The sequence below is a fragment of the Winogradskyella immobilis genome, assembly GCF_021887715.1.
Lineage (GTDB): Bacteria > Bacteroidota > Bacteroidia > Flavobacteriales > Flavobacteriaceae > Winogradskyella > Winogradskyella immobilis.
Genome location: NZ_JAIQXX010000017.1, coordinates 15,444 through 41,281 on the forward strand (window position 1 = coordinate 15,444; position 25,838 = coordinate 41,281).

General features: G+C 31.9%; 21 protein-coding genes. 10 read left to right on the forward strand and 11 right to left on the reverse strand.

All coding sequences use genetic code 11. The features are described 5' to 3' along the window. Positions 1–86: 86 nt before the first annotated feature. Both hemC and hemA read right to left on the reverse strand, forming a co-directional pair. Positions 87–1,661, reverse strand: a complete 1,575-nt coding sequence (hemC, locus tag K8Z87_RS11360; RefSeq protein WP_227477684.1) for a hydroxymethylbilane synthase — start codon at positions 1,659–1,661, stop codon at positions 87–89. Continuing rightward, positions 1,654–2,904: a glutamyl-tRNA reductase gene (gene hemA / locus K8Z87_RS11365; RefSeq protein WP_227477685.1), complete on the reverse strand. Its 1,251-nt coding sequence runs from the start codon at positions 2,902–2,904 to the stop codon at positions 1,654–1,656. The genes hemC and hemA overlap by 8 nt, the downstream gene beginning before the upstream one ends. A gap of 199 nt (positions 2,905–3,103) precedes the next feature. Here hemA and K8Z87_RS11370 point away from each other — a divergent pair, with 199 nt between their 5' ends. Then, positions 3,104–4,003: an AraC family transcriptional regulator gene (locus K8Z87_RS11370; protein WP_227477686.1), complete on the forward strand. Its 900-nt coding sequence runs from the start codon at positions 3,104–3,106 to the stop codon at positions 4,001–4,003. An 8-nt stretch (positions 4,004–4,011) separates the two neighbouring features. Here K8Z87_RS11370 and K8Z87_RS11375 read toward each other — a convergent pair whose 3' ends face one another. From K8Z87_RS11375 to K8Z87_RS11395, 5 genes are all read right to left on the reverse strand, one after another. Further along, positions 4,012–6,642, reverse strand: a complete 2,631-nt coding sequence (locus K8Z87_RS11375) for a TonB-dependent receptor (RefSeq protein WP_227477687.1) — start codon at positions 6,640–6,642, stop codon at positions 4,012–4,014. Then, positions 6,639–7,451, reverse strand: a complete 813-nt coding sequence (locus K8Z87_RS11380) for a GLPGLI family protein (RefSeq protein ID WP_227477688.1) — start codon at positions 7,449–7,451, stop codon at positions 6,639–6,641. Before K8Z87_RS11380 ends, K8Z87_RS11375 begins: the two co-directional genes overlap by 4 nt. Continuing rightward, a complete protein-coding gene (locus K8Z87_RS11385) occupies positions 7,448–8,245 on the reverse strand; it encodes a GLPGLI family protein (RefSeq protein ID WP_227477689.1) in 798 nt (265 codons plus the stop codon). Before K8Z87_RS11385 ends, K8Z87_RS11380 begins: the two co-directional genes overlap by 4 nt. A gap of 403 nt (positions 8,246–8,648) precedes the next feature. Then, positions 8,649–9,254, reverse strand: coding sequence for a hypothetical protein (locus K8Z87_RS11390; protein ID WP_227477690.1), 606 nt, complete (start codon positions 9,252–9,254; stop codon positions 8,649–8,651). A gap of 27 nt (positions 9,255–9,281) precedes the next feature. Continuing rightward, positions 9,282–10,409, reverse strand: a complete 1,128-nt coding sequence (locus tag K8Z87_RS11395) for a hypothetical protein (RefSeq protein WP_227477691.1) — start codon at positions 10,407–10,409, stop codon at positions 9,282–9,284. A 520-nt stretch (positions 10,410–10,929) separates the two neighbouring features. On the opposite strand from K8Z87_RS11395, the gene hemH reads away from it, so the two are divergent. The 8 genes from hemH to K8Z87_RS11435 all read left to right on the forward strand — a co-directional run bounded on the left by hemH (position 10,930) and on the right by K8Z87_RS11435 (position 21,864). Continuing rightward, a complete protein-coding gene (hemH, locus tag K8Z87_RS11400; RefSeq protein WP_227477692.1) occupies positions 10,930–11,967 on the forward strand; it encodes a ferrochelatase in 1,038 nt (345 codons plus the stop codon). Between the two features lie 2 nt (positions 11,968–11,969). Beyond that, entirely contained in the window at positions 11,970–13,316 is a 1,347-nt protein-coding gene (locus K8Z87_RS11405) for an MATE family efflux transporter (protein WP_227477693.1), read from the forward strand. A gap of 320 nt (positions 13,317–13,636) precedes the next feature. Then, positions 13,637–16,723: a WD40/YVTN/BNR-like repeat-containing protein gene (locus tag K8Z87_RS11410; RefSeq protein ID WP_227477718.1), complete on the forward strand. Its 3,087-nt coding sequence runs from the start codon at positions 13,637–13,639 to the stop codon at positions 16,721–16,723. Further along, positions 16,723–17,274 (forward strand): CopD family protein, encoded by a 552-nt coding sequence (locus tag K8Z87_RS11415; RefSeq protein WP_227477694.1) that lies wholly within the window; start codon positions 16,723–16,725, stop codon positions 17,272–17,274. Before K8Z87_RS11410 ends, K8Z87_RS11415 begins: the two co-directional genes overlap by 1 nt. Positions 17,275–17,629: 355 nt before the next feature. Further along, positions 17,630–19,084: a sensor histidine kinase gene (locus tag K8Z87_RS11420; RefSeq protein ID WP_227477695.1), complete on the forward strand. Its 1,455-nt coding sequence runs from the start codon at positions 17,630–17,632 to the stop codon at positions 19,082–19,084. 55 nt (positions 19,085–19,139) lie between these two features. Next, positions 19,140–19,922, forward strand: a complete 783-nt coding sequence (locus tag K8Z87_RS11425; protein WP_227477696.1) for an enoyl-CoA hydratase/isomerase family protein — start codon at positions 19,140–19,142, stop codon at positions 19,920–19,922. Between the two features lie 189 nt (positions 19,923–20,111). After that, the gene (locus K8Z87_RS11430) at positions 20,112–20,672 is read left to right on the forward strand and encodes a hypothetical protein (RefSeq protein ID WP_227477697.1); all 561 of its coding nucleotides are present in this window, start codon (positions 20,112–20,114) and stop codon (positions 20,670–20,672) included. A gap of 118 nt (positions 20,673–20,790) precedes the next feature. Beyond that, a complete protein-coding gene (locus tag K8Z87_RS11435) occupies positions 20,791–21,864 on the forward strand; it encodes a PA0069 family radical SAM protein (RefSeq protein ID WP_227477698.1) in 1,074 nt (357 codons plus the stop codon). 103 nt (positions 21,865–21,967) lie between these two features. Here K8Z87_RS11435 and K8Z87_RS11440 read toward each other — a convergent pair whose 3' ends face one another. The 4 genes from K8Z87_RS11440 to K8Z87_RS11455 form a co-directional block, all read right to left on the reverse strand. After that, positions 21,968–22,624, reverse strand: a complete 657-nt coding sequence (locus tag K8Z87_RS11440; RefSeq protein ID WP_227477699.1) for an HD domain-containing protein — start codon at positions 22,622–22,624, stop codon at positions 21,968–21,970. Positions 22,625–22,637: 13 nt separating this feature from the next. Next, positions 22,638–23,621, reverse strand: coding sequence for an acyl-ACP desaturase (locus K8Z87_RS11445; RefSeq protein WP_227477700.1), 984 nt, complete (start codon positions 23,619–23,621; stop codon positions 22,638–22,640). A 9-nt stretch (positions 23,622–23,630) separates the two neighbouring features. Next, positions 23,631–24,368, reverse strand: coding sequence for a lysophospholipid acyltransferase family protein (locus K8Z87_RS11450; RefSeq protein WP_227477701.1), 738 nt, complete (start codon positions 24,366–24,368; stop codon positions 23,631–23,633). Positions 24,369–24,440: 72 nt separating this feature from the next. Further along, positions 24,441–24,851, reverse strand: a complete 411-nt coding sequence (locus K8Z87_RS11455) for a BrxA/BrxB family bacilliredoxin (RefSeq protein WP_227477702.1) — start codon at positions 24,849–24,851, stop codon at positions 24,441–24,443. 196 nt (positions 24,852–25,047) lie between these two features. Between K8Z87_RS11455 and K8Z87_RS11460 the strand changes: the two genes are divergently transcribed. Next, a complete protein-coding gene (locus K8Z87_RS11460) occupies positions 25,048–25,836 on the forward strand; it encodes a TerB family tellurite resistance protein (protein ID WP_227477703.1) in 789 nt (262 codons plus the stop codon). Positions 25,837–25,838: the final 2 nt, after the last annotated feature.

Below are 25,838 nucleotides of genomic sequence, written 5' to 3' on the forward strand. Positions count from 1 at the left end.
ATCTGTCATTCCTGCGAAGGCAGGAATCTTTTTTAATTGAACTTTATAACTTTTTTTGTGGATTCCTGCGAAGGCAGGAATGACAACTAAATATAATACTCATTCACTAATTCAATAACACTTTCAACAGTTGGTACTTTAGCAATACGTACATCTTCAAAATGCTTTTGAGCTACTTTTGCTGTGGTTTCACCAATACAAAAAGCGATACCATTGGCTTTGTTTTGTTTTAAAAAACTTTCAACCGTAGATGGACTGTAAAACATTACACCATCTAAACTATTTTCAACTTTATCAGCATCAAACTTAGTTTGGTATGCTTCTATTTCATTGACTTTTATATGATTTTCAGCTAATGTATTTGGTAAATCATCTAATCGTAAATCACTACAGAAGTAAGTCACTTCAGTACCTTCAATATAATCCACTAAATAGTCAGCAAGTTTTTTAGCATTAGGCTCTGTATGCGTTACTTTACCGATACGTTTTTCAACCATTCGTTTTGTACGTCGGCCTACACAGTATATGTTTTTAAACTGCAATTCTTCAGGCGAAAAGTTAGTTAGTAAGGCTTCTACAGCATTTTTACTAGTGATAATTACATTTTTAATTTCAGCTTTAATAGTATGTTTTGAAATACGGTTTAAGCTAATCTTTATGGCATCATTACTTTCTGCAACAACGGTATTATGAAATAAGGCGGATTGACCTTCTGTTAGTTTTTTAGTAGAATAGATATTGGTCGCTTTGTCTCCTTGTTTTATTTGGTCCATAAGCGTTTTTCCACCTTTTCCTATAATATAATCAGCACAGAATTCTGCGATATCATCCTTTTTATTTAAGGGAGCAACTTTAGAAACTTCAATTTTTTTAGTGCCATCTTTACTTAGTAGGATGCCTTTAAAATTAATTTCTTCATTTTTAATATATGCCAAAGCTCCAATCGGAGCTGTGCAACCTCCTTCTAAACGATTTAAAAATTCACGTTCTATACGGGTACAGATGTCTGTTTCTTCATGATTAAGTTCAGCACAAATTGCTCTAATTTCTTCATCAGCTTCAAGTGCAGTAATCATAATAGCTCCTTGTGCAGGTGCAGGAATCATCCAACCGAGATTAATTGAGTTTTCAGGAGTTAAATTTAAACGTCCAATACCAGCGCCAGCAAAAATGGCAGCATTCCAATCGTTATCTTCAAGCTTTTGTAACCGTGAGTTTACATTACCTCGTATACCAACTACAGTATGCGTAGGATAGCGATTTAACCATTGTGCACGTCGACGTAAGCTTCCTGTTGCAATTACAGCATCTCTGGCAGAAAGAAACTCCTCATTATGTTTAAAAACCAAAGTATCATTAACGTTGCCACGTTTAAGTACTGCAGTTTGTACAATGCCTTTTGGTAAAACTGTAGGAACATCTTTTAGTGAGTGTACAGCGATATCAATATCTTCATTAAGCATAGCAATATCCAAAGTTTTAGTAAAAATACCAGTAATACCAAGCTCATATAAAGGTTTGTTTAATACAAGATCTCCAGTGGATTTTACAGGAACTAAAACGGTTTTATGCCCTAAATGTTCTAGTTGTGATTGTACGGTTTTTGCTTGCCATAGAGCCAATTGGCTATCGCGAGTACCAATGCGAATAATTTTAGACATTGTTGGTTGTTTCTAACTGAAATATTTTTTTGATGAGCTCTATGCTCTCATCTGAAGTATTGCCATCTTCTCTTAAATGATGTGCAAAATGATTGGTGATTTTCTGAATGATATTATTGCTAATTAACTCAGCTTGTTCTTCGTTAAAATCTGTGATTTTTTTGCGCTGCGTATTTAATTCAGAGTTTTTTATATGCGTAAGCTTATGTTTTATAGCTTGTACAGTAGGTACAAATTTCAAAGTCGCTAACCATGTATTAAACTCAGACATAACATCAGAGATAATAGCTTCAGCTTCTGGGATGTATGTTTTGCGTTTTTCTAAAGTATTGTCGGTAATTTTAGCTAAATCATCTAAATGCACTAGAGTTACATTATCTAATGTTTTTACATCTTCATTTACATTTTTAGGAATCGATAAATCTAGAATCAATAATGCTTTTTTAGATTGTAAAATCGATTTAGAAATGGTGGGATTCTCAGCACCTGTAGCAACAATCAGAATATCAGTATTAATAATTTCTGTTTCTAAATCTTGGTAATCTTTAACGATTAAATTAAACTTACCCGCAATGGCTTCAGCTTTATCTTTAGTTCTATTTATTAATGTAATATGAGAATTTTTAGTATGTTTTACTAAGTTTTCACAAGTGTTTCTTCCTATTTTGCCAGTACCAAAAAGTAAAATATTTTTTTCTGAAATGTTCAGAACCGTATTCATAATATATTGAACAGAAGCAAAGGATACAGAAGTAGCACCAGAAGACAATTCGGTTTCTGTTTTAATACGTTTACTCGCTTGGATTACAGAATTTACTAAACGTTCTAAATACGAGTTTAGCAAACCTTCTTTTTTAGCTTGTTTAGCTCCATGTTTTAGTTGACCTATGATTTCAAAATCTCCGAGTATTTGACTATCTAAACCAGAACCTACTCTAAACATATGCGAAATAGCATCTTTATTTTTGTAGATATAAGCAACCTCTTGGAAGGCTTCAACAGTACCTTTTGTGTTTTCGCACAAGAGATGAATTAATTGATATGGATGCTCTGCAAATCCATACAATTCAGTACGGTTACATGTAGAAACTACTAAAACACTCTCAATACCATTATTTTTTGCTTGAGATAACAAGTTAAGTTTTGCTGTCTCACTCAAACTAAAATGACCACGCACTTCAGCATCTGCTTTTTTATAGCTGAGACCTATAGCATAGAAGTATGTGCGCTTTTGTTGTTGCATTTTTCGTTTATCTATCAATAGAATTAACCACGCAAAAATAATTTTGTTATTCAGATAAAAATAACGCTTAAAGAACTTTTAGTGTCGTTTGTGGTTTTTTAAGTTTCTTTTTTAATAGAATACAATAAATCTTATATTTTTGTAGTGTTAACAAGGGTTTTTCTAATTTTTGTTTAGAACGAATCTAAATAACATCAATATGAAATCTGAAAGTATTGTTAAAAAAAGTATCGCTACAAGTGCTTTTAATGAAACCTATATTGAAGAAGGCTTTTTTGTATTAGCATATAAAAACGAAACAGAAGCTGTTGAAATTTTAGAACGCGCTATTGATAATAGTTATATTCAATTTCATTTTTGCACTAAAGGCAAAGCTGTATTTGTGTTTAATGAAGGACGATATCGTTTAGATATTAAAGCAGATACATCGTTACTATTATATAATCCTGAGCGTGACTTGCCGATTCATTTAGAAACAGAACCAAACTCATATTTAGTATCGTTAGTCATTTCAATTAAAAAATTTCATGGATTATTTTCTGAAGATGCTAATTATGTAACATTCTTAACCGATGACAACAGAAATAAAAAGTATTATAAAGATGGAAAAATTTCTCCATCAATGGCGATAGTTTTAAATCAATTATTGAGTTTTAGTTTAAACATCTCAATTAAACAGCTTTATTTTAAAGGTAAAGCTTACGAACTATTAAGCCTCTTTTTTAATAGAAGTGAAGATGCCGATATAGAGCAATGTCCATTTCTTGTAGATGAGGTTAATGTAGCCAAACTTAAAAGAGCAAAAGATATTATTACTGCGCAAATGGCAGAGCCACCAAGCTTACAAGAGTTGGCAGATACTATAGGTTTAAGTCTAAAGAAATTAAAGGAAGGTTTTAAACAAATCTATGGCGATACGGTTTATAGCTTTTTGTTCGATTATAAAATGGAAGTCGCACGCAAACTTTTAGAGTCGGGCACTTATAATGTTAATGAGGTAGGCTTAAAAGTAGGTTATAGTACAGCAAGTCATTTTATTGCAGCATTTAAAAAGAAATATGGAACTACTCCTAAGAAGTATGTTTTAGGGGTGAGTTGAGTAAGAGATTATAAAGAGAAACTAATCTTAAATAATACTTGACTTGGTCTTAACCTAAAATTAGTTTCTAGATAACGAAAATTGTTGATTGTTATCGTTCTATAATTTTCGGTGTTAAAAATATTGTTCCATTGCAATTCAAAATCAATATTTTTCTTACTCCAAGTGAAACGGTAAACCAAGTCCGCAAAAAAGTTTTCTGTATTTTCTGAGAATAAATCATTTTTAATATACTCCGTTTTTAATCCTAAGAATTGATTGTCCTTTGGATAAATATTAATATTGAATTTATGAAATTGTTGCGTTATAGTCTGGTTTTCTTGGCCTTGAATTTCATTATTTGAAAATTGAAAAGTAGATTCTAATTCTGTATTTAGCCAATCATTTATATCAACATCTACTTTACCATTTAAACTCCAGTTTTCATTTGTAATATCAGTAATTTCACTATTTATTATTTGTTCTAAATCTTGTAGGCTATAATTAGCACTTAGTGTAAGGTTGGTATTAAAGTCACTAAAATATTTACTTACTCTTGTTGAAATGCTATGTCTGAAACGTTTATTGTCTTGTTCAATAGCTTGTAATTCTGTTGCTCCATTGTCTAAGATTTGATTATTATATAATAAATTATTATCAGTTGTTGTATTGTTGTAAATTAAATTAAAAAAAAGTGCATTAACAGGATTTCTATAGCTAATAGAACCCGAGTAACTAAAATTTTGCAGTTGTGGTAATGGTGCGTCTATACGCCGTATATTTCTGTAATTTAGGAGAATATAGTTATAATATACCTGGTTGATAGTGCCAAATTGATTGTTTAGGTTTGCACTTCCTCTTATGCTCCAAAATGAATTTAAATCATAATTGATCGAAACGCGTGGCTCAAAAGTAACACGGTTTAAATTTTGACGTTCTTGTAAAGGCGCATCTTCTAATTGGTAATTATGTAGATTGATTGGTGTTGTTAATTCTAATCGCCATTTTTCTTTTTTGTATTGTGTTTTCAAGTTAACATATAATTTAGATCGTGTCCAATCTAAATTATTTTCAAGATTTAAAGTTTCGTTAGTGTTTGGTGTAAAAATAGTACTCTGTAAATCTTGTTTTTCAAACTGAAAACCAATCTTTGGACTAAAACTAAATTGTTTCCACCCTTTTGTAAATCCTAATGTGTTATTGGTGTAAAACGTATTCAGTTCAATATCTTGTGTTACTTCATCAAAAGGATTTCCATTGTTTAGTATAGCGTTAAACTGACCTGGATTAACAGTTAAAGACTGCGGTGTTTTACTATAGCCAATGTAAGATTTTAAAGTAGCAATTTGTTTCCCTAATGGGAACAAGGTTTTTAAATCGTTAGATAGCTTAAAATACCGATTATTTAAGTTTTGATTTACAGTATTAGTATTTAATTGAATATTACCTCTTTGACTGTCCCAAAACCCTTGAAATTTCAAGCTGTTTTTAAAGAATTTTTTCTTTGTGTTTTTTTGAAGTGTTAAGTTGGTTTCTAAAGTGTTTATATAAAACTGATTGTTGTTATTTTCAAATAATGCAATAGTATCATTTGCAGTAAAAAACTGCGTATTGGTAGAGCCACTTTGCTGTTGATAATCATTGATGTAAGATGCATTTAAACGCAGTTCGTAATCGTTTTTTAGGGTTTGCAAATAATTGGTTGTAATTAAATGAATGTTATTGTCTAACCAGCGTTGTTCTGCAAAATTAGGCACGTTCAATTTCTGTATGGCTAGCCAATCTTGTTTTTGGTCATTGCGCTCAAACCGATCTATAAAATCTTCAAAAGTCAATGTTTTGAGTTGAGATGCTACGTTATTACCGGTGTTATTGGCTTGATATGAATTAAGCATTTGCTTTTTCTTTGACAATAATATTGGGGTTATGTTAGCGTCCCAAAGTAATGGTGAAAACCCTGAGCCTAATTTTGCTTGGCCCGTAAAAGTGAAACTATTTTTAAGTTTTATATTTAGCGCAGCTTGGTCAGAAAATACTAAACTGTCTAAAAGTTTAATGGGTTGGTGATTTTCTAAAACCTGTATTTTGGAAACTTCTTTGTGTGGTAAATTATTATTAGCAAGGTTATATTTACCTTCAAGTAAATCTAAACCTTCAATGTAATATTTATTAATGGGTTTGCCTTGATAAAATATTTTACCATCACTTAAAACTTCAATTCCTGGGATGTTTTTTAAAACATCTGCAATGGTTCTGTCTTGTTGTTTGGTAAATGCACTAACGGAATAATTAATGGTATCACCTTTGCGCGTAATTGGGGTAGATTTTACAAGAACCTCTTTTAACTTGGTTATTTCTTCTTCTAAAACAAAATTTATGGTTTGGGTTTTGTTGTCAATGGTTTTAACAACTGTTTTATAACCCATAGACCTTATGTTGAGTTGTATTTTTTTAAGTTGACTACTTAATGAAATTGAGAAAAACCCTTTATCATCAGTAATATCATAACTTATAATATTATCGGTGTTTAATTCGGTTAGTGTTATACTTGCCGCAGAGATAGGTTGATCTAGCTGTGTTTTTAAGCTACCACTAATTGTAGCTTGAGAAAAACCCAGTGAAATAAAACAAAAACAACCTAGAAGCAGGAATAATTTCATTCATCATTTTCTTTTAATTCTATTACATTTTTATTTTTCGATAGCTCTCGATACTCTTTAATAAATGCTTTTTTTTGGCGCTTGTTGAAACCCACACTTCCTCCTTTCTGTTCAAAACTTTTAAATGGGTTTTCAATGTATTTTTGTAATGTTTCCTTGTACGTGTTTTTACTTACATTAATAAAGTTTTTAGAATTAAATGTTAAGGTATTACCTTTTGGTAAAGACTCAATGCCTTTAATTAAAAAGTGATACTCTTTTTTATCATCATAGATTTCAAGAATTAAACCTGGTAATCCAGAGAATTTGTATGGTCCGCTATTTATAGGAATCTCACTAGTATACCAAGCCGTATAATTTCTACCTTGGTAATGCGTTATTGCTTTCCTGCAATTATATCCTAAAATTGACTTAGTGGCTTGATGGTTAGTCCAATTGAATTTTATAACTTCTTCGTATAGAAATTTATCGGTAGCTATTTTTTCCTGAAACCATATTTTATCAGTGCTTAATTCGTTTATAACAAAAAACAGAAACTTAGTTTGAGGTAAGCTGCTCATAAACCTATTAAAGCCTAATTTTTTTTTAGCATTCATTAATGAATCTAGATTAAATTTACCTTGACTCATAAATTTAGAATAGTTTTTAGAAACGAATAAGAACATGTTTTCATTTTGCCGTTCTTCTGAGTTTTTTAATGCTTTAAATTCTAAATTGTATGTTATTTTATAATCTAAAGGCTCATTAATTTGAGAATGGCCTAGTGAAATAAAACAAAAAATATACCCTGTAAGCAAAAATAGTCTCATTCTTTACTTTCTTTTAATTCTATTACATTTTTATTTTTCCTTTCCTCTTGACCTCTTTTAATAAATGCTTTTTTTTGGCGCTCGTCTAAATGCACAATCATTCCATACTGTTCAGCAATTCTAAATGGGTTTTTATTAAATTTTTGTAATGTTTCTTTATACGTATTTTTACTTACATTAATAAAGTTTTTAGTATTGAATGTTAAGGTAGTACCTTTTGGTAAAGACTCAATACCTTTAATTAAAAAGTGATACTCTTTATAATCATCATAGATTTCAAGAATTAAACCTGGTAATCCAGAGAATTTGTATGGCCCGCTATTTATAGGAATCTCACTAGTATACCAAGCCGTATAATTTCTGCCTTGGTAATGCGTTGTTGCTTTTCTACAAGTATACCCTAAAATTGATTTAGTGGCTTGATGGTTAACCCAATCTAATTTTATAGCCTCTTGGTATAAAAGTTTGTCTCTAAATACATCTTTCTGAAACCATATTTTATCCGTGCTTAATTCGTTTATAACAAAAAACATAAACTTTGAAGGAAGTGTAGTTCTAGGTTTAGCTTGGCTTAATGAATCTACGTTAAATCTACCTTCACTAATAAATTTAGAATAGTTTTTAGAAACGAATAGGAACATGTTTTCATTTTGCCGTTCTTCAGAGTTTTTTAATGCTTTAAAATCTAAATGGTATGTTATTTTATAATCTAAAGGCTCATTAATTTGAGAAAAGGATGTTGAAGAAACAACTAAAAATAAAAAAGCAATTTTTATTAACCTTGATACTTGCATAGTGTTACATATTTTAAACCCTAAAAAAGTATAATCTCTTTAGGGTTTGTTAAGTTATATATTAGCCTCCTATTTCTTCTCCGCCACCACCGCGAGGTCCACACCAATCATTTTATTACAGCGTTTAAGAAAAATATGGTACTACACATAAAAAGTATATTTTGAAGGTAAGTTAAAAGTGATATGATAATTAATAATTATTTTTTAACCTTTTTTAAAAACCTCCCCAAAAAATTTAATCCAATAATTGATAATGTTATAACTAAAAAAAATAAACTAATTAGATCAAAGCCAAACAAATAATAATCATAATATAAATTTATGGTAAATAATTTATTTGGAAACATTAACCAAAGACTAACTAATATTAGGTTAGCTAATAACAAGAAAAAAGATTTTTTTTTCATTTATTTAATTTTGGCGTTATGTAAGGCTCATTTAAGAACAAACAATTAAACATACTCATTTTATCGAATTTAATTATGTCAAAAGCTATTTTTGGAATAATTTTGTCAAGATCTTCATTAATAATTTTAAATAAACCTTTACTTTTTAATATTAAATCAATTTCCTTTCTCAAATAATTATATTCTGCTGGGAAAAAAGAAAAGTGATTATTAAAAAACTTTTCATCTGTTTTTACACCAATTTCAATATTACTATAATCTCTTTCAATATAATATATACAATATGTAGGAAATAATATGCTTAGATTACAACATATTGATTTAATTATCATAGAGTTTGAGTCTTCAAATCTATATTGAAAATTAAAACATCTATCATTAAAGCTAAAATTGGTTACATCGACTAAGTAGCAGTTTTGTATTTTCAAATTTGTAATTAAATCGCTTAATTCATGAAACAACGGCATAATATCCCAACTTTCACTTGCAAACTTTATCTTGTTTTTCAAGTATCTGTATTCTCTTGATTCTCTATATGCTTCAGAATAAGCATCTATTATGCCTCTGGGATAGAAATAATATAAATAATTGTCTAGAAACATATTTTTTCGAATTATACAGGTTTATTATTAATCACAGTCTCCTGTGCCAAAGAATTTTGTTTTATAAGGACTTGGCGGTGGGACTAACCCAGTAAAGTTAAATTGAACCCTGCCTCCACCTCCAGTATAATCTCTGTAATTTTTAATTAATCTTTCTCTAAATTGTACTCGTATATAAGCATCTGTTAATTGTTGCCTGCCAAATTCTCTAGCCATTTCTTTCATTGTTAAATCTAGTATATCTGCAGATAATTCTGCTGCAGAATCACCACCTAAATTACCACCTAAAGAATAATCAGAAGGCAACCCGAATTTTATAGGCTGAGGAAATATTATAGTATTTATTCCTATTTCAAGGGTAGTAGGGTTTATTAGTACAATGTTAAAACGAATTCCAGCAACAGAAGCTTCTTGCCAATTTGAAGTAGTATTTATAAAATTGAAACTTTCACAACTGGGTCCATCATCAGCAGATCCATCACCATCACCAGCGCCACCTCCTCCTCCGCCATCTTCTTCTTCATCTGAAATCTCAGGGGGACATTCTTCATAGGTGTGAAGTAATATTTTATTTTCGGTTCCATCATCATAAGTAATAATTAAAAAAACACCTATAGTTTGGCATCCATCATCTCTAGAAGCTGTAGCATTATTATCTTGATTAGGATAACCTATGTTTATAGAAATATCTTCAGTTGAAAAGTAATTGAACAATTGATTATTAGAATTGTACTTAAGGGAGGATTTCTTTATTATATCATCATTTATTTCAAAATTTTCATTGTCCCGAGTAACAAAAACCTCGAGTGTCTCTGTAAATTCATTATTATCGTTTTCAGTAAGTACAAGAAAAGAACGAGCATAAACTTCATTACTTCCTTGAAGATATGATCTAAGATTTGTGTTTGTTTTAAAACCATCTTTAATTACAGGAATTAAAGGGAAATAATGACTATTATTGATTTTAAAATTGTTATCCCAATCAGGCTCTCCGTAGAAATTAGGGTTGTTATCTAATCTATTATTATGATTATTTTGAAACCAAAGTTCTGCTCTTAAATTAATATTTGTATTTTCTACATTAACTTGTTCATTTTCACATGAAAAAAATGAAACTGTTAGAAGAGTTAAAAGTATAATTAGTTGCCTTTTCATAATTTTAAATTTTAAACCTATTATATAGGTATGGTTAATAATTACGCAAAGATGTTGTGCAAAGAAAAATAGCAAAGAGGGATGCAAATATGTTTAAATAAATACACTTTTGATTAGGTTTAGCAAAGCTGACCAAAAATGAGTTTCATTATAATAAACCAGCACTGGTTTTGTATTAATACTGCTAAAACACTTACTTTAATGCCTTTGCATACATCTCTGTAAATGATTCAACACCACTAAATTAGAAAAAAAAAAATAGAACAAACAAAAAAATGTAAGAATTTTTTGAAAAAATTTTAATTACGGAAAAACCGTAATTGCAATTAAAAAATAGATAGAATTTTAACAATTTTAAAGTTTAGTTTGGCATGATATTATTTTTAATGTTGGGTTTTTAGAGATCATAGATAGCTGTATTACAAAATGCAATAGTAATAGAAGTGTTTATTTTAGAATTGGGTTGTATTTTTGTAAAGAATTACAATACTAATTAAAGAGATACTGAAATAAATTCACTATGAAAGGCATACTACTAGTTAATTTAGGATCACCTGATAGTCCAACTCCAAAGGATGTAAAAACATATTTAGGTGAATTTTTAATGGATGAACGGGTAATTGATTTACCAGTATTGGCAAGAACACTTTTAGTAAAAGGGATAATTTTAAATACAAGACCAAAAGCATCAGCCAAAGCCTATCAAAAAATTTGGTGGGAAGAAGGTTCACCTTTAATTGTTTTGTCCGAACGTTTACAAAGTAAAATTCAAAAAAGAACAAATAATCCTGTAGCATTAGCGATGCGATATGGTAGTATGACGATTAAAAAAGGATTACAAGAACTTGTAGATAAAGGATGTACGCATATAAAAACCATTCCGCTTTATCCACAATTTGCTATGGCAACAACAGAAACCATAGATGTTAAGGTTGATGAATTGGTTACTGAATATTTCCCAGAAGTTACTATTACAAGAACACCTGCTTTTTATCATCGCGAAGATTACATCAATGTTTTATCTAAAAGTATATCAGAAACTTTAGAAGATTTAGATTATGAGCATATTTTGTTTAGTTACCATGGTGTCCCGGAGCGACATATCCGCAAAAGTGATATTACTAATGGAAACTGTAAAATGAATGGCAAATGTTGTTTTAAAAAGGGTAGTGAGCAACACGAGTTTTGTTATCGCCACCAGTGCGAAATTACAACGGTAAACGTTGCTAAAAAGTTAGGTTTAAAAAATGGTACGTATTCAACAACATTTCAATCCAGACTTGGTTTTGATCCATGGTTAAAACCATATACAGATCGCACCATAGAACGCATGGGTAAAAATGGGACTAAAAAAATGGCTATTGTTACTCCTGCATTTGTTAGCGATTGTTTAGAGACGTTGGAGGAAATTGCTATGGAAGGCGAAGAAATTTTCCATGAAGTTGGTGGTAAGGAATTTACAGTTATTCCATGTCTTAACGATAGAGATGATTTTGTGCAAGTACTAGTAAATATAGCAAATGAATGGGCAGAAACACCTGAAGCGACTACGGTGTAATAATGACTAAGATATCCTCTAAAGATTTAGGAACAGAACCTATTGGAAAACTATTAGTAAAGCAAGCAGTACCTGCATCTATTGGCATTTTAGTGATGTCGCTAAATATATTAGTAGATACTATTTTTGTAGGTAACTGGATTGGGTCTACTGCAATTGCTGCTATAAATGTTGTTTTGCCTGTGTCATTCTTTATCGCTGCATTAGGTATGGCTATCGGTGTTGGTGGATCTTCAATTATTTCTAGAGCACTTGGAGCAAATCAAAAAGGAAAAGCACTCAAAACTTTTGGCAATCAGCTGACTTTAACACTTCTATTTACAATAACATTTGCAATACTCGGCTTGTATTTTGTAGACACACTTATTCCGGCATTTGGCGGAAAAGGCAACATTTTTGAACCTGCAAAAGTGTATTACGAAATTATTCTTTACGGAGTTCCTGTATTGGGTTTTGTTATGATGGGTAATAACGTCATTAGAGCAGAAGGAAAACCTAAGTTTGCCATGTATGCGATGCTTATTCCTTCAATAGGAAACTTAGTCTTCGATTATATTTTTATTAACCTATTAGATTTTGGAATGGCAGGAGCAGCATGGGCAACAACAGGTTCTTATATTGTGTCGTTTTTATTTATTCTTTGGTATTTTCTTTCAGAGCATTCAGAATTAAAAATAAACACTTCGCACTTTAGATTAGACAAAGCTATCGTTTCTGAAATTGGAGCTTTGGGGTTTGTAACCTTATCAAGACAAGCTGTGGTGAGTGTTACATTCTTATTAGTGAATAATGCATTATATAATTTTGGAGGAGAAACGTCTGTAACGGCTTATGCTATTGTAGGCCGTATGTCAATGTTTGCATTATTTCCTGTATTTGGTATTACGCAAGGGTTTATTCCTATTGCAGGTTTTAATTATGGAGCTGAGAAGTACCAGCGTGTTAAAGAAGTTATCTATACTGCAATTAAATATGCTACAGTTTTAGCGGCAATTATTTTTGTAGTGTTGATGGTTTTTCCAGAATTTATTACAAAATGGTTTACTACAGATCAAGCTGTAACTGAAGTGACTCCAAATAATATGCGAATTGCTTTTGCAGCCATTCCTGTACTAGCATTACAGCTTATAGGATCTGCTTATTTTCAAGCCATTGGTAAAGCCATTCCTGCTTTAATTTTAACCTTAACAAGACAAGCTATTTTCTTTATTCCATTACTATATATAATGCCTGTTTTCTTTGGTGAAATTGGAATTTGGATTTCATTCCCAATAGCGGATGTATTGGCGACTATGGTTACTTATTATTTTTTAAGGCGAGAATTAAATACCCTTGAGAAAAACATATAAAACCTTGTGAAGGTGAAGCGTTAGTTGTTTTGAAACAAGTTTTGAGACATTTAAAATTTGATTATCGAGTTAAAATTACAGTGAAATATGGAAGACTAAATTTTTAACCCGAATTATGTAATAGAACTTTGTAATGAAAATTGAAAGCACAATAAAATATGACATTTTATAAGTTTCAGCATAGCATGGCTACGGTTAAACTCAAAAATGTAGTGTAGCGGTATATTTTGAAGAGCTTTCAAGATGGAATAGATTTTCTATTGCATGATTTGGGTTTAATCCGTAATTTTAAATCTTCTAACTAACCTTTATAAAATATGATGCGATTTTTTAACACTCTAGCAGTTGTTCTGCTATCGTTTTTTAGTTTAAACCTTCAATCTCAAAATTTTAATGAATCTGATTATTCGGCTTTAGAGTATCGACTTATTGGTCCTTTTAGAGGTGGTCGAAGCGCTGCAGTAACTGGTGTTCCTAATCAACCAAACTTATATTATTTTGGAGCTACAGGAGGTGGCATATGGAAAACTACTAATGGAGGTCGAGAATGGGAGAATATTTCTGATGGTTATTTTGGAGGAAGTATTGGTTCAATTTCGGTGTCTAAAAGCGATCCAAATGTTTTATATGTTGGAGGAGGCGAAAAAACAGTAAGAGGCAATGTATCTTCTGGGTATGGCATCTGGAAAAGTGTAGATGCTGGTAAAACTTGGCAAGCTTCAGGACTTAAGAACTCTAGGCATGTCCCAAGAATAGCTATTGATCCTAATGACCATAATATTGTTTACGCAGGAGTTTTAGGAAATATCTATAAACCAACAGATGATCGCGGAGTTTATAAAAGTACTGATGGCGGAAAAACATGGAGAAAAACATTATTCTCTAATGCCAATGCAGGTGTTGTAGATTTAATAATGGATCCTACAAACCCAAGAATTTTATATGCATCGACATGGCGTGTTCAACGAACACCTTATAGCTTAAGTTCTGGTGGTGAAGGTTCAGCACTATGGAAAAGTACAGATAGCGGTGAAACATGGACAGAAATATCAACAAAAAAAGGATTCCCTAAAGGCACGTTAGGCATTATAGGCGTCACAGTTTCTCCTGTAAATAATCAACGTGTTTGGGCTATAGTAGAAAATAAAGATAAAGGAGGTTTGTACCAAAGTAATGATGGAGGTGAAACATGGACGCAGGTCAATAGCGAACGTAAATTACGTCAACGCGCATGGTATTATACACGTTTATATGCAGACACAAAAGATGTCAATACAGTTTATGTTTTAAATGTACGCTATCATAAAAGTACTGATGGAGGACGTACATTTAGCACTTATAACGCACCTCATGGAGACCATCATGATTTGTGGATAGCTCCAGAAAACCCTAACCGAATGATTATTGGTGATGATGGTGGCGCGCAGGTAACTTACGATGGTGGAGAAACCTGGAGTACTTATTATAATCAGCCAACATCTCAGTTTTATAGAGTAACAACAGACAATGCGTTTCCGTATCGTATTTATGTAGCGCAACAAGATAATTCTACAATACGTATTCCGCATCGTACGGATGGCGGAGCTATTACTGAAGACGATTGGGAACCTACAGCCGGTGGTGAATCGGCTCATATTGCAGTAGATCCAAAGAATAATGATATTGTTTATGGTGGTAGCTATGGAGGCTATTTAACACGTGTTAATCATAAAAGAGGTACTACAAGAGCTATTAATGTTTGGCCAGATAACCCAATGGGTCATGGAGCTGAGGATATGAAGTATCGCTTTCAATGGAATTTTCCGATACTATTTTCAAGACATAACCCTAATCGATTATATACATTTTCGCAAAGTGTACATGTGTCTGAAAATGAAGGACAGTCATGGAATGTCATTAGTCCAGATTTAACAACAAACGATCCAGAAAAGCAAAAATCTTCAGGCGGACCAATCACACAAGATAATACGGCAGTAGAATACTACTGTACTATCTTTGCAGCACAAGAATCTCCATTAAAAGAAGGTTTACTTTGGGTAGGAAGTGATGATGGATTAATCCACGTTACAAGAAATGGAGGTCAAAACTGGGAGAATGTAACACCGAAAGGGATGCCTAAATGGATGATGATTAACAGTATTGAACCTAGCGCTTTTGACGAAGGCACATGTTATGTAGCAGGTACTAAATACAAAACAGGTGATTTTACTCCGTATTTATACAAGACTACAGATTATGGAAAAACCTGGACGAAAATAACAAATGGTATTAGTGGAGAACATTTTACAAGAGTAGTTAGAGAAGATCCAAAACGTAAAGGGTTATTATATGCAGGGACTGAAACAGGAATGTATATTTCTTTTAATGACGGAAAAAATTGGAAACCGTTTCAACTCAATTTACCTATTGTACCGATTACAGATTTAACCATTAAAGACAATAATTTAATTGTTGCTACACAAGGAAGAAGTCTATGGATTATTGATGATTTATCCGTAATTCATCAACTGTATAATGCAGATTTAAGTAAAGATGTACTCTTTCAGCCAAAAGACACGTATAGAATGCGAGGAGGAAGTAGAAGCGGAAGTAGAACTACAGGAACAAATCACCCAAATGGTGTAATGACGTATTTTAATTTAAAAGATTATAAAGACGATGATAAAGTGTCTTTAACCTATTTTGATACTAAAGGGGATACCATAAAAACATATTCTACAAAAAGTAAAAAGAATAAATTAACGGTTGAAAAAGGAGCAAATCAATTTGTTTGGAATATGACATATGATGGAGCAGAACGCCTACCAGGGATGATTTTATGGGCAGCAAGCTTACAAGGTCCAAGAGCTATTCCTGAGACTTATAAAGTATCTCTTAATGTTAATGGAGAAGAGCAATCTCAACCATTTACAGTATTAGCAGATCCAAGAGCAGAAAGCACATTAGCTGAGATGAAACAACAGTTTGAGTTTATTAAAGACGTTAATAAAACTATGGATGATGCACATAAATCGATTAAGAAAATTAGAAATATCAATAAGCAATTAAGTGCATTTGAAACTCAATATAAGGATGATGAAAGTGTCAAAGATTTGGTAGAAAAAGCTAAAACTTTAAAAGAGCAACTTTCAGATATAGAAAAGGCATTATATCAAACCAAAAATAGAAGTGGGCAAGACCCGCTAAATTTCCCAATTAAGTTAACCAATAAATTAGGGCATTTAAATTCGTTGGTAGGGAGAGGAGATTTTGCGCCGACTGCACAAGACATAGCCGTTAAAAATGAATTAACAGGAAAGATAAATGTACAATTGCAAGCGTTTAATAAAATTTTGAATGATGAAATTAAAGCATTTAATAACGCATTTAATGGTAAACAATTAAACTATTTATTTGTAGAAGATTAATGGCACAATATTATGATTACATAAAATCATTGCACCTTATTTTTGTGGTCACTTGGTTTGCAGGATTATTTTATATACCACGTTTGTTTGTATATCAAATAGAAGCATTTCATAAACCATCACCAGATAAACAAATCTTAGGAAAACAACTAAAATTAATGACAAAACGGCTGTGGTATATTATCACATGGCCGTCAGCTGTTCTAGCTACCATATTTGCTATTTTATTAATTTGGATAAGGCCATTTTGGTTAGAACAACCATGGATGCATGTAAAATTAGGTTTTGTTTTATTGTTAATCATCTACCATATAAAAACGCACCACTATTTTAAACAACTTCAAAATGATGTTGTAAAAAAATCATCAAGCTTTATGCGTATCTGGAATGAAGGAGCCACATTTATCTTATTCGCAGTTGTTTTTCTGGTGATTCTTAAAAATGCAATAAATTGGATTTTTGGAGTGATAGGTATTATTGTTTTAGGCGTTCTTTTAATGCTAGGGTTTAAAATTTATAAAAACATAAGAGCTAAAAATCCAGAAGCATAAGAAAAGCATCAATTTTCAAATTTTAAATTCCAAGATATTTGTATTTATCAGGGTTTGATTATTAATGACTTAATTTTAAAATAACTACTATATCCTGCAAGGTTTATAATACCTTGTAGGTATTTATATTAGTCAAGTCTAAACCTAACAAGTTCAAAAAGAGACCTTGTAGGATTAAAATAATTATATTTTTAACCGATATGCAGCTTATTATCTGAAAATTTTGAAGTGTATTAGTCAAACTCAGATTATTTGGTATTTGAGTTTTACACGCAATGTTTTTTGGTTTGATTATTGCTATATTTAGTTTTTTAAAAACTAAAAATTTAATGCTACCCGTTTATCGGGCATTTCAATGAAAATGAAAAAACTGTCTTTACGAGCACGTATTTTTATAGCAATGATACTTCTAGTATTTATTGCATCTGTACTTATTGCGGCTGTAACGATATACCAATATAATGAAGAAGCTACGGACTACCATAGAGAACGTTTATTGCGTAAAGAGGCAGCAATACAGCGAAGTATTAATTTAGCGATTAGGAAAACAACATACCCTGTTAGCAAAGAAAATATTCCACTTATTTTTAAGACGGAAATTTTTGATATTGCAACCATTCACAAGCTTCAAATTAACTTATACGATTTAGAAGGCGATTTGCTAAAAACATCTAAGGGTATCCTTTTAGATGATTCTATTAATAATTGCCTTAATGCCGATGTGCTTAATGCATTATCTAACACTGTAGAGCATCGATATGTTATTAAAAATGAAGAAAACGGACAGACATTTCAATCGTCATACACTTATATTACAGACGAAAAGTTCAAGAATATAGCCATTTTAAATTTACCTTATTTAGAAGACGATGATTTCTTTAACAAAGAACGGAATCAACTGTTAAGACGTTTAGGTTATGCCTATCTGTTTATGATCTTGGCTGCGATTGTATTTGCCTATTTTATATCAAAATATGTAACACGGTCATTGAAGACCATTAGTGATAAAATGAATCAGACACGGTTAGAGCGACGCAATAAAAGAATAGAGATAGAATCTTCTAGTCAAGAAATTGCAACGTTAGTTGATTCTTATAATAGCATGATTGATGAACTTGAAGAGAGTGCCGTACAATTGGCTACAAGTGAGCGAGAACAAGCATGGAGGGAAATGGCAAAACAAGTGGCACACGAGATTAAAAACCCGTTAACTCCAATGCGTTTGAGTGTGCAAAGTTTTCAACGAAAATTTAATCCTGATGATGAAAACATACATAAAAAAGTTGAAGAATATAGTAATACTCTAATTCAACAAATAGACACGATGAGCTCTATAGCTTCTGCATTTTCAAACTTTGCAAAAATGCCTGCGCAACAAAGTGAAGAACTCAACGTCGTTCATATTGTAAAGTTAGCCTTAGATATTTTTAACGAACACTATATTTCTTTTATCACAGAAGAAAAAGAAATTATAGCAAATTTTGATAGAACTCAACTAATTAGAGTGGTGACAAACTTGGTTAAAAATGGTATTCAAGCTATACCAGAAACATCAGAAAACCCTAAAATAGAAGTCAATGTGTTTAGTGATGAAACAACTGTAAAAATTACAGTTATGGATAATGGTTCTGGTATTAGTGAAGAGAATAAACCCAAAGTATTTGAACCTAAATTCACAACAAAATCTAGTGGTATGGGATTAGGTTTGCCAATGATTAAAAATATTGTGGAAACCTACCAAGGAAGTATTAACTTTACATCTCAATTAGGAGAAGGTACAATCTTTACGGTAACTTTTCCTAAAGTATAATAACAATTAATCAATATGGGTTTCTGTTTTACGGAAATAAAAAAATATTTTTTCAATGATTTACGATAACATTTTAACAGTTACAGAAAACGGAATCACAACAGTTACAATCAATAGACCTACAAAATTAAATGCATTAAATAGAGCTACTATAAATGAATTAAACGAGGCATTTACAGAAGCAGATAAAGATAAAAACACAAAGGTTATTATTGTTACAGGAAGTGGTGATAAAGCATTTGTGGCAGGAGCTGATATTAGTGAATTTGCTGATTTTTCTGTAAAACAAGGAGAACAACTTGCAGCTAAAGGACAAGAATTATTATTCGATTTTATTGAGAATTTAAGCACGCCAGTAATTGCAGCCGTAAATGGTTTTGCGCTAGGTGGCGGATTAGAGTTGGCAATGGCATGTCATTTTAGATTAGCGAGCTCTAATGCTAAAATGGGATTACCAGAAGTGTCTTTAGGGGTTATTCCTGGTTATGGAGGTACGCAACGTTTACCGCAATTAGTAGGTAAAGGTCGCGCTATGGAAATGGTAATGACAGCAGGTATGATTGATGCTAACCAAGCACTGAGTTATGGTTTGGTTAATCATGTTACTGAACTAGCAGATTTAATACCTACTGCTAATAAGATTGCAAGTAAGATTATGCGAAATTCTTCAGTTGCCATTGGATCTGCGATTAAAGCAGTTAATGCCAACTTTAAAGATGGAGTTAATGGTTATACTACTGAAATTGAAGAATTCGGTAATTGTTTTGGCACTGCTGATTTTAAAGAAGGCACTACGGCTTTTTTAGAAAAACGTAGAGCGGAGTTTCCAGGAGAGTGATCACTTTTGTAATTGTTTTTTACTAATTATAATGCTAGTAATAAAAACAACAACTATACAGACTTAACAGAGATGTAATAAGACAAAAAAGAATACAATTCATCATTAGATATTTACAGTTCAAGATGAAATAGTTTTAATATAAAGCTTGTTGGATTAAATTAGAATCTAATAAAATCACATTAATATATGAAACTAAAAATCATAGGAATAACGGGACTCATTTTTCTAATAATTAATCAGTTATTACTTTTAAAAGGTAACGAGTTTATACAAACACAGCAGCCTATTGATTATGCACATTGGCTGTTACTACTAGGAGTTCTTTTTTCATTGTCTTTAAACCATGTGTTTTCAGATAATATGTTTAGTAATACAGCGACTATTTTAACTTCTTTAGGAGTAGTTGCTCTTATAGGTCAATCCACTATTGATTTTTTATGGTGGAGTTACGGGACAGACTATGCAGGAATGGAAAACTTGATTCGTCAAATTATGAGTAAGCCTTCAATTCGTATCCCCTTTGTAACTATTGGTCCAGCTTTATTTTATTTAGGATTGGCAGTTCATGCAAGTAAATTAATTAAAAAACAACCTGTAGGGGTTTTTCTCGTGTTTTTAAGTCTTATCACAAATGCATTGGGTTCGTTTGCTCTTGATAATAGGATATTAGTTGTTGTGGGACATATTTTACTTGCTTTAGGAATAAGCTTACTTCTTTTTAGAAAAGAGGTGTCTAATCCAAAATAACACAATTCTTCCTACAAAACTTGTGAATAACCAAATCCGTTATTAACACTATTTAGAACTAATAATAGGTAATTTTAAAGTCCTACTTTTTCAAGTTTCACTTTTTAATTGTCCATTTATGAGCTCAAAATCTATAATTAAGGGTCGTGGTGCCCAACAGAACGTCCACAATCGTTTTTTTGAATTGTCTTACGAAATGCGCGATGATTTTTTAGAATATTGCCAAAAAGAAGGAGAACTTGCCGATAAAAATAAAACGCTATACTTACCTGTTTTTCCAAAAACAATTGTCAATAAAGTAACGAGTCCAGATGTTGGTATGGCGTATTCTATGAATATGTATCAAGGCTGCGAACATGGGTGTATTTACTGTTATGCACGTAATAGCCATGAGTATTGGGGCTATAGTGCAGGACTAGATTTTGAGCGACGCATACTTGTAAAAAAAGATGCACCAAAACTTTTAGAAGCATTTTTGAAAAAGAAGACTTGGAAAGCGTATCCGATTGTTATGTCTGGAAATACCGATTGTTACCAACCTGCCGAAAAACAGTTTCAAATTACGAGACAATGTTTGGAAGTGTTTTTAAAATACAAACACCCAGTTGGTATTATTACAAAAAATGCGCTTATTCTTAGAGATTTAGACCTTTTAAAAGCATTAGCTAAAGAGAATCTTATAGGCGTTAATATATCTATCACTTCATTATCTGAAACAACCAGACGTGTTTTAGAACCACGTACAGCAACTATTAAAAAACGATTAGAAACGGTAAAAATTTTAAGTGAAAACGGCATTCCTGTTAATGTGATGTTAGCGCCTATTATTCCGTCAATTAATAGTCATGAAATTTTACCATTAGCAAAAACGGTTGCTGAACACGGAGCATTATCTATTGCACATACTATTGTACGATTAAATGGTGCCATTGGCGAAATTTTTACAGATTGGGTTAGAAAAACTATGCCCGACCGTGCAGATAAAGTACTACATCAAATAGAAGATTGCCATGGAGGAACACTTAATGAAAGTCGTTACGGAAAACGCATGCGAGGAGAAGGAAAAATAGCAGAACAAATTAACACTATGGTTCGTCTAGCAAGATCAAAATACTTTAAAGGAAAACAAATGCCTAAACTAAATTGCGATTTGCATGAGCAGTATAAAACAGGACAGATGCGGTTGTTTTGATTTATCTGATTGAAAGCCTTAATAGAACGGTATTTAAATTTTCATATATCATTCATAGCAAAGCGAAGAATCTTAATATACTTTCTTCCTGAAAAATGAGAAACTACTTTTCACCATTCCACTCAGCATAAAACTGTTTAAGATAATCTTCCATAAACTCATGACGCTTTTCAGCAATTCGTTTTCCAGTTTTAGTGTTCATTTGGTCTTTAATTAACAATAACTTTTCGTAAAAATGATTGATTGTTGGCGCTTTAGATGCCTTGTACTCGGTTTTACTCATGTTGAGGTTTGGAACAATTTCAGGATTATAAAGCGCTCTATTTTTAAACCCGCCATAATTAAAACAACGTGCAATACCTATAGCTCCAATGGCATCTAATCGATCGGCATCTTGTACGACTTGCAATTCTAAAGAGGTAAATTTATCCTCTGAGTCTAAAGAGTTTTTAAAAGACATATTTTCTATAATAGCAACCACATGCTCTATAATTAAGCTATCTACATTTTGTTTAAACAAGAATTTACGTGCTATTGTTGGACCTACAGTTTCATCACCATCATGAAATTTACTATCAGCAATATCATGCAGTAGAGCAGCAAGTGAAACAATTTCTATATCTACGTTTTCGTTTTCAGAAATAAGTAAAGCATTATTAAATACTCTTAGAGTATGAAACCAATCATGACCACCTTCAGCATCTTTTAATGCGTTTTTCACAAAAGTTTTAGTGTGCTCTATGATAGAAATGCGTTCCATTTATCATTGACTATTAAGGATTCACCCATTTAAATTGAAATGAATTGTCTGGAATAACTAATCGATCTGCTAAACGCAACATACGTGAAGGCAATTTCATTAAATAATCTCTTGCTTTTTCTGCTTCTTCATTAAGATTGTTAATATTGCTAATATCCCAACGGTCAATAAGTTTTTGTAAAATCTCTATATAATCTAAAGAGGTATAAACTCCAATACGTTGTGCGGTATTAGAAAACTCTTCAAAAGCAGTACTAATTTTATTGCCAGATTCTCTTAAAAAATGAGCAGGCATGGCTATTTTTTGTTTCATCATATAATGAAAAGCCATCATCATTTGATTCGGATCTACAGTAAAAATACGTTCTACAAATTCTGAATATGCATGGTGGTGACGCATCTCATCTCCAGAAATAATTTTACACATTTTAGCCAATTGTTTATTGTCTTTTTCTTTAGCCATTTTAGCAACACGGTTATGAGAAATATAAGTGGCTAACTCCTGAAAACTTGTATATACAAAGTTTTTATAAGGATCTCTGTCGGTACCGATATCAAAACCATCAGCAATAAGATATTGAGTGGTTTTTTCAATTTCCTTCATGTTAACTCTACCTGATAAATACAAGTATTTATTAAGCACATCACCATGTCTGTTCTCTTCAGCGGTCCAATGTTTTACCCATTTACTCCAGCTATTACCGCCATTATCAACTTGGTTTACACCTTCAACATCCATTAACCAAGATTCGTAAGTCGGTAAAGCTTCTTCAGTAATCATATCTCCAACTAAAACGACCCAAAAATCATACGGTAATTCTTTAGACAATTCTCTAATTTCTTTTACCTCTTCTGTAAACGTATCTTTTTCAGAATTTGGTAAAAAATCAGTAGGTTGCCAGATTTTTTCAATAGGAATTAAATATTTTTCAATTAAGCCATCAACATCTTTTTCGAGATGTTGCATAACTTCTAAACGAACATTTTTTAAGGACATAAATAGGTTTTAGTACTGAATATCTTCAGTGATGGTTTTTTCAACAAGGTTTGCTAACTCTTGCGGGTCAGCAAAGGTATCAATTTTAATAGGGGAATGCACTTTAAATTTCACATGTACACCAATTCCCATCGGAAACTTGCCATAACGAAGTAATTTCCATGAATTATTAATAGTAATTGGCACAACATAAGCATTAGGAATGCCTTTAAAAAGTGTAATTAAACCTTTGTTTTGAAACTTTTTAGGAGCGCCATCTTTGCTTCGAGTTCCTTCAGGAAAAATAACGGCAGCTCTATTGGTTGAAGCAATATATTTTGAAAATTTACTAATCGCCACAATAGCTTGCCTTGGGTTTTTTCTATCAATCAGTACCGAACCTCCATGGCGTAGATTGTAAGACACACTCGGAATCCCTTTTCCTAATTCTTTTTTACTTACAAATTTAATATGATGCTTGCGCATGTACCACATTATTGGCGAAATGTCATACATACTTTGATGATTAGAGACTACAATTAAAGAATGCTCTGTAGAGATACTATGCGGATTGTTAAATGTAATGCGCGTACCAAGAACATTAAGGCAGCGAATTAAGAAAAACTGTAAAGCATCTACACTAATTTTATGCGCTTTATATCCAAAAACATTAAAACAAAACCATTGGATAGGATGAAAGATGACTAAGGTTAAGCCAAAGCATAGAAAGTAAATAACAGTTAGTGGATAAGCAATTAGTTTTACCATGCCGTAAAATTAAAAAACCACGATAAAAACCGTGGTTTAATTCTTTAAAAATTAAGATATTTTCTTATTTTTTTAGCAATACTCGTTATAAGCATCAGTAAGGTTTTCTGCAATTAATTCTGCAGGACGACCTTCAATATGATGACGCTCTAACATATGTACTAACTCTCCATCTTTAAATAAAGCAATGCTCGGTGAGCTTGGAGGAAAAGGAATCATATGTTGTCTTGCTTGGTTTGTAGCTTCAGTATCTACACCTGCAAAAACAGTGACTAAATTTGTAGGACGTTTTGCATTTTCTAAACTCATACGAGCTCCTGGTCTAGCATTTGCGGCAGCACATCCACAAACAGAGTTTACAACAACTAAAGTTGTTCCTTCTTTTGCAATGGCATTATCTACAGCATCTGTTGTCTGTAATTCTTCAAAACCTACGTTAGTTAAATCTTCGCGCATTGGTTTTACTAATTCTGCTGGATACATATTTTTATTTTTTTATAATCATGTTTAATGATGCAAAGATATGTAAAAATTAGACCTTAATGCTATGAGTTTAGTTAACAGTTTAAATGGTATCATTAGTGTTTTCTATTGATTTTTAAACATTAAAAAAGTAACAAAATTCAAAAATACAGACTAACATAGTATATTTACACATTGATAAAAAATCGGTAAAAGAATGAGTTTTTCAAAATGGATAGGAGCGGCATTAGGTTGGTCGTTTGGTGGGCCAATTGGTGCTATAATTGGTATGGCATTAGGTAGTTTTGTGGATAATGCTACAGATAATAAAGGTCCATTAATTGGTGAACGTCAAACAGGGAGATCTAGACAACGAACAAGACAATCTCATCCGTATAATAGGCCACAGAAACGTCCTAGAACACAGTCTGGCGACTTTGAAGTTAGCCTACTTATTTTAGCATCTATAATTATTAAAGCCGATGGTAAACAAGATCAACGCGAACTCGATTTTGTACGTCAACAGTTTACCAACATGTATGGCAAAGAGCGTGCTAATCATGCTTTTGAGTTATTTAAGCGTGTAAGTAAGCAGAATGTTTCTATGCGTCAGGTTTGTATGCAAATAAAACAAATGATGGATCACGCATCGCGTTTGCAATTGCTTCACTTTTTGTTTGGGATAGCTAAAGCTGATGGTATTGTTACAGAAGATGAGTTACGCCAAATCTATACCATGTCTGGTTACTTAGGTATTAATAATAGAGATTATGAGAGTATTAAAGCCATGTTTTATAGCAGTATTAATAATGCGTATAAGGTTTTAGAAATTGATAAATCGGTTTCTGATGATGAGGTGAAGAAAGCATATCGAAAGATGGCTAAGAAATATCATCCAGATCGTTTAGGCCATTTAGGAGAAGAACATCAAGAAGGAGCAGAAGCCAAGTTTAGGCAGGTACAAGAAGCCTATGAGCATATACAAAAAGAGCGCGGATTTAAGTAAAC

Excerpts from the sequence above, each read along its gene's own strand:
- hemH (WP_227477692.1), top strand. The coding sequence starts at position 10,930 with ATGAAAGGCATACTACTAGTTAATTTAGGATCACCTGATAGTCCAACT.
- K8Z87_RS11390 (WP_227477690.1), bottom strand. The coding sequence starts at position 9,254 with ATGTTTCTAGACAATTATTTATATTATTTCTATCCCAGAGGCATAATA.
- hemA (WP_227477685.1), bottom strand. The coding sequence starts at position 2,904 with ATGCAACAACAAAAGCGCACATACTTCTATGCTATAGGTCTCAGCTAT.
- K8Z87_RS11430 (WP_227477697.1), top strand. The coding sequence starts at position 20,112 with ATGAAACTAAAAATCATAGGAATAACGGGACTCATTTTTCTAATAATT.
- K8Z87_RS11380 (WP_227477688.1), bottom strand. The coding sequence starts at position 7,451 with ATGAGACTATTTTTGCTTACAGGGTATATTTTTTGTTTTATTTCACTA.
- K8Z87_RS11445 (WP_227477700.1), bottom strand. The coding sequence starts at position 23,621 with ATGTCCTTAAAAAATGTTCGTTTAGAAGTTATGCAACATCTCGAAAAA.
- K8Z87_RS11460 (WP_227477703.1), top strand. The coding sequence starts at position 25,048 with ATGAGTTTTTCAAAATGGATAGGAGCGGCATTAGGTTGGTCGTTTGGT.
- K8Z87_RS11410 (WP_227477718.1), top strand. The coding sequence starts at position 13,637 with ATGCGATTTTTTAACACTCTAGCAGTTGTTCTGCTATCGTTTTTTAGT.
- K8Z87_RS11435 (WP_227477698.1), top strand. The coding sequence starts at position 20,791 with ATGAGCTCAAAATCTATAATTAAGGGTCGTGGTGCCCAACAGAACGTC.
- K8Z87_RS11385 (WP_227477689.1), bottom strand. The coding sequence starts at position 8,245 with ATGCAAGTATCAAGGTTAATAAAAATTGCTTTTTTATTTTTAGTTGTT.
- K8Z87_RS11425 (WP_227477696.1), top strand. The coding sequence starts at position 19,140 with ATGATTTACGATAACATTTTAACAGTTACAGAAAACGGAATCACAACA.
- K8Z87_RS11405 (WP_227477693.1), top strand. The coding sequence starts at position 11,970 with ATGACTAAGATATCCTCTAAAGATTTAGGAACAGAACCTATTGGAAAA.
- K8Z87_RS11415 (WP_227477694.1), top strand. The coding sequence starts at position 16,723 with ATGGCACAATATTATGATTACATAAAATCATTGCACCTTATTTTTGTG.
- K8Z87_RS11395 (WP_227477691.1), bottom strand. The coding sequence starts at position 10,409 with ATGAAAAGGCAACTAATTATACTTTTAACTCTTCTAACAGTTTCATTT.
- K8Z87_RS11370 (WP_227477686.1), top strand. The coding sequence starts at position 3,104 with ATGAAATCTGAAAGTATTGTTAAAAAAAGTATCGCTACAAGTGCTTTT.
- K8Z87_RS11455 (WP_227477702.1), bottom strand. The coding sequence starts at position 24,851 with ATGTATCCAGCAGAATTAGTAAAACCAATGCGCGAAGATTTAACTAAC.
- K8Z87_RS11440 (WP_227477699.1), bottom strand. The coding sequence starts at position 22,624 with ATGGAACGCATTTCTATCATAGAGCACACTAAAACTTTTGTGAAAAAC.
- K8Z87_RS11375 (WP_227477687.1), bottom strand. The coding sequence starts at position 6,642 with ATGAAATTATTCCTGCTTCTAGGTTGTTTTTGTTTTATTTCACTGGGT.
- hemC (WP_227477684.1), bottom strand. The coding sequence starts at position 1,661 with ATGTCTAAAATTATTCGCATTGGTACTCGCGATAGCCAATTGGCTCTA.
- K8Z87_RS11420 (WP_227477695.1), top strand. The coding sequence starts at position 17,630 with ATGAAAATGAAAAAACTGTCTTTACGAGCACGTATTTTTATAGCAATG.
- K8Z87_RS11450 (WP_227477701.1), bottom strand. The coding sequence starts at position 24,368 with ATGGTAAAACTAATTGCTTATCCACTAACTGTTATTTACTTTCTATGC.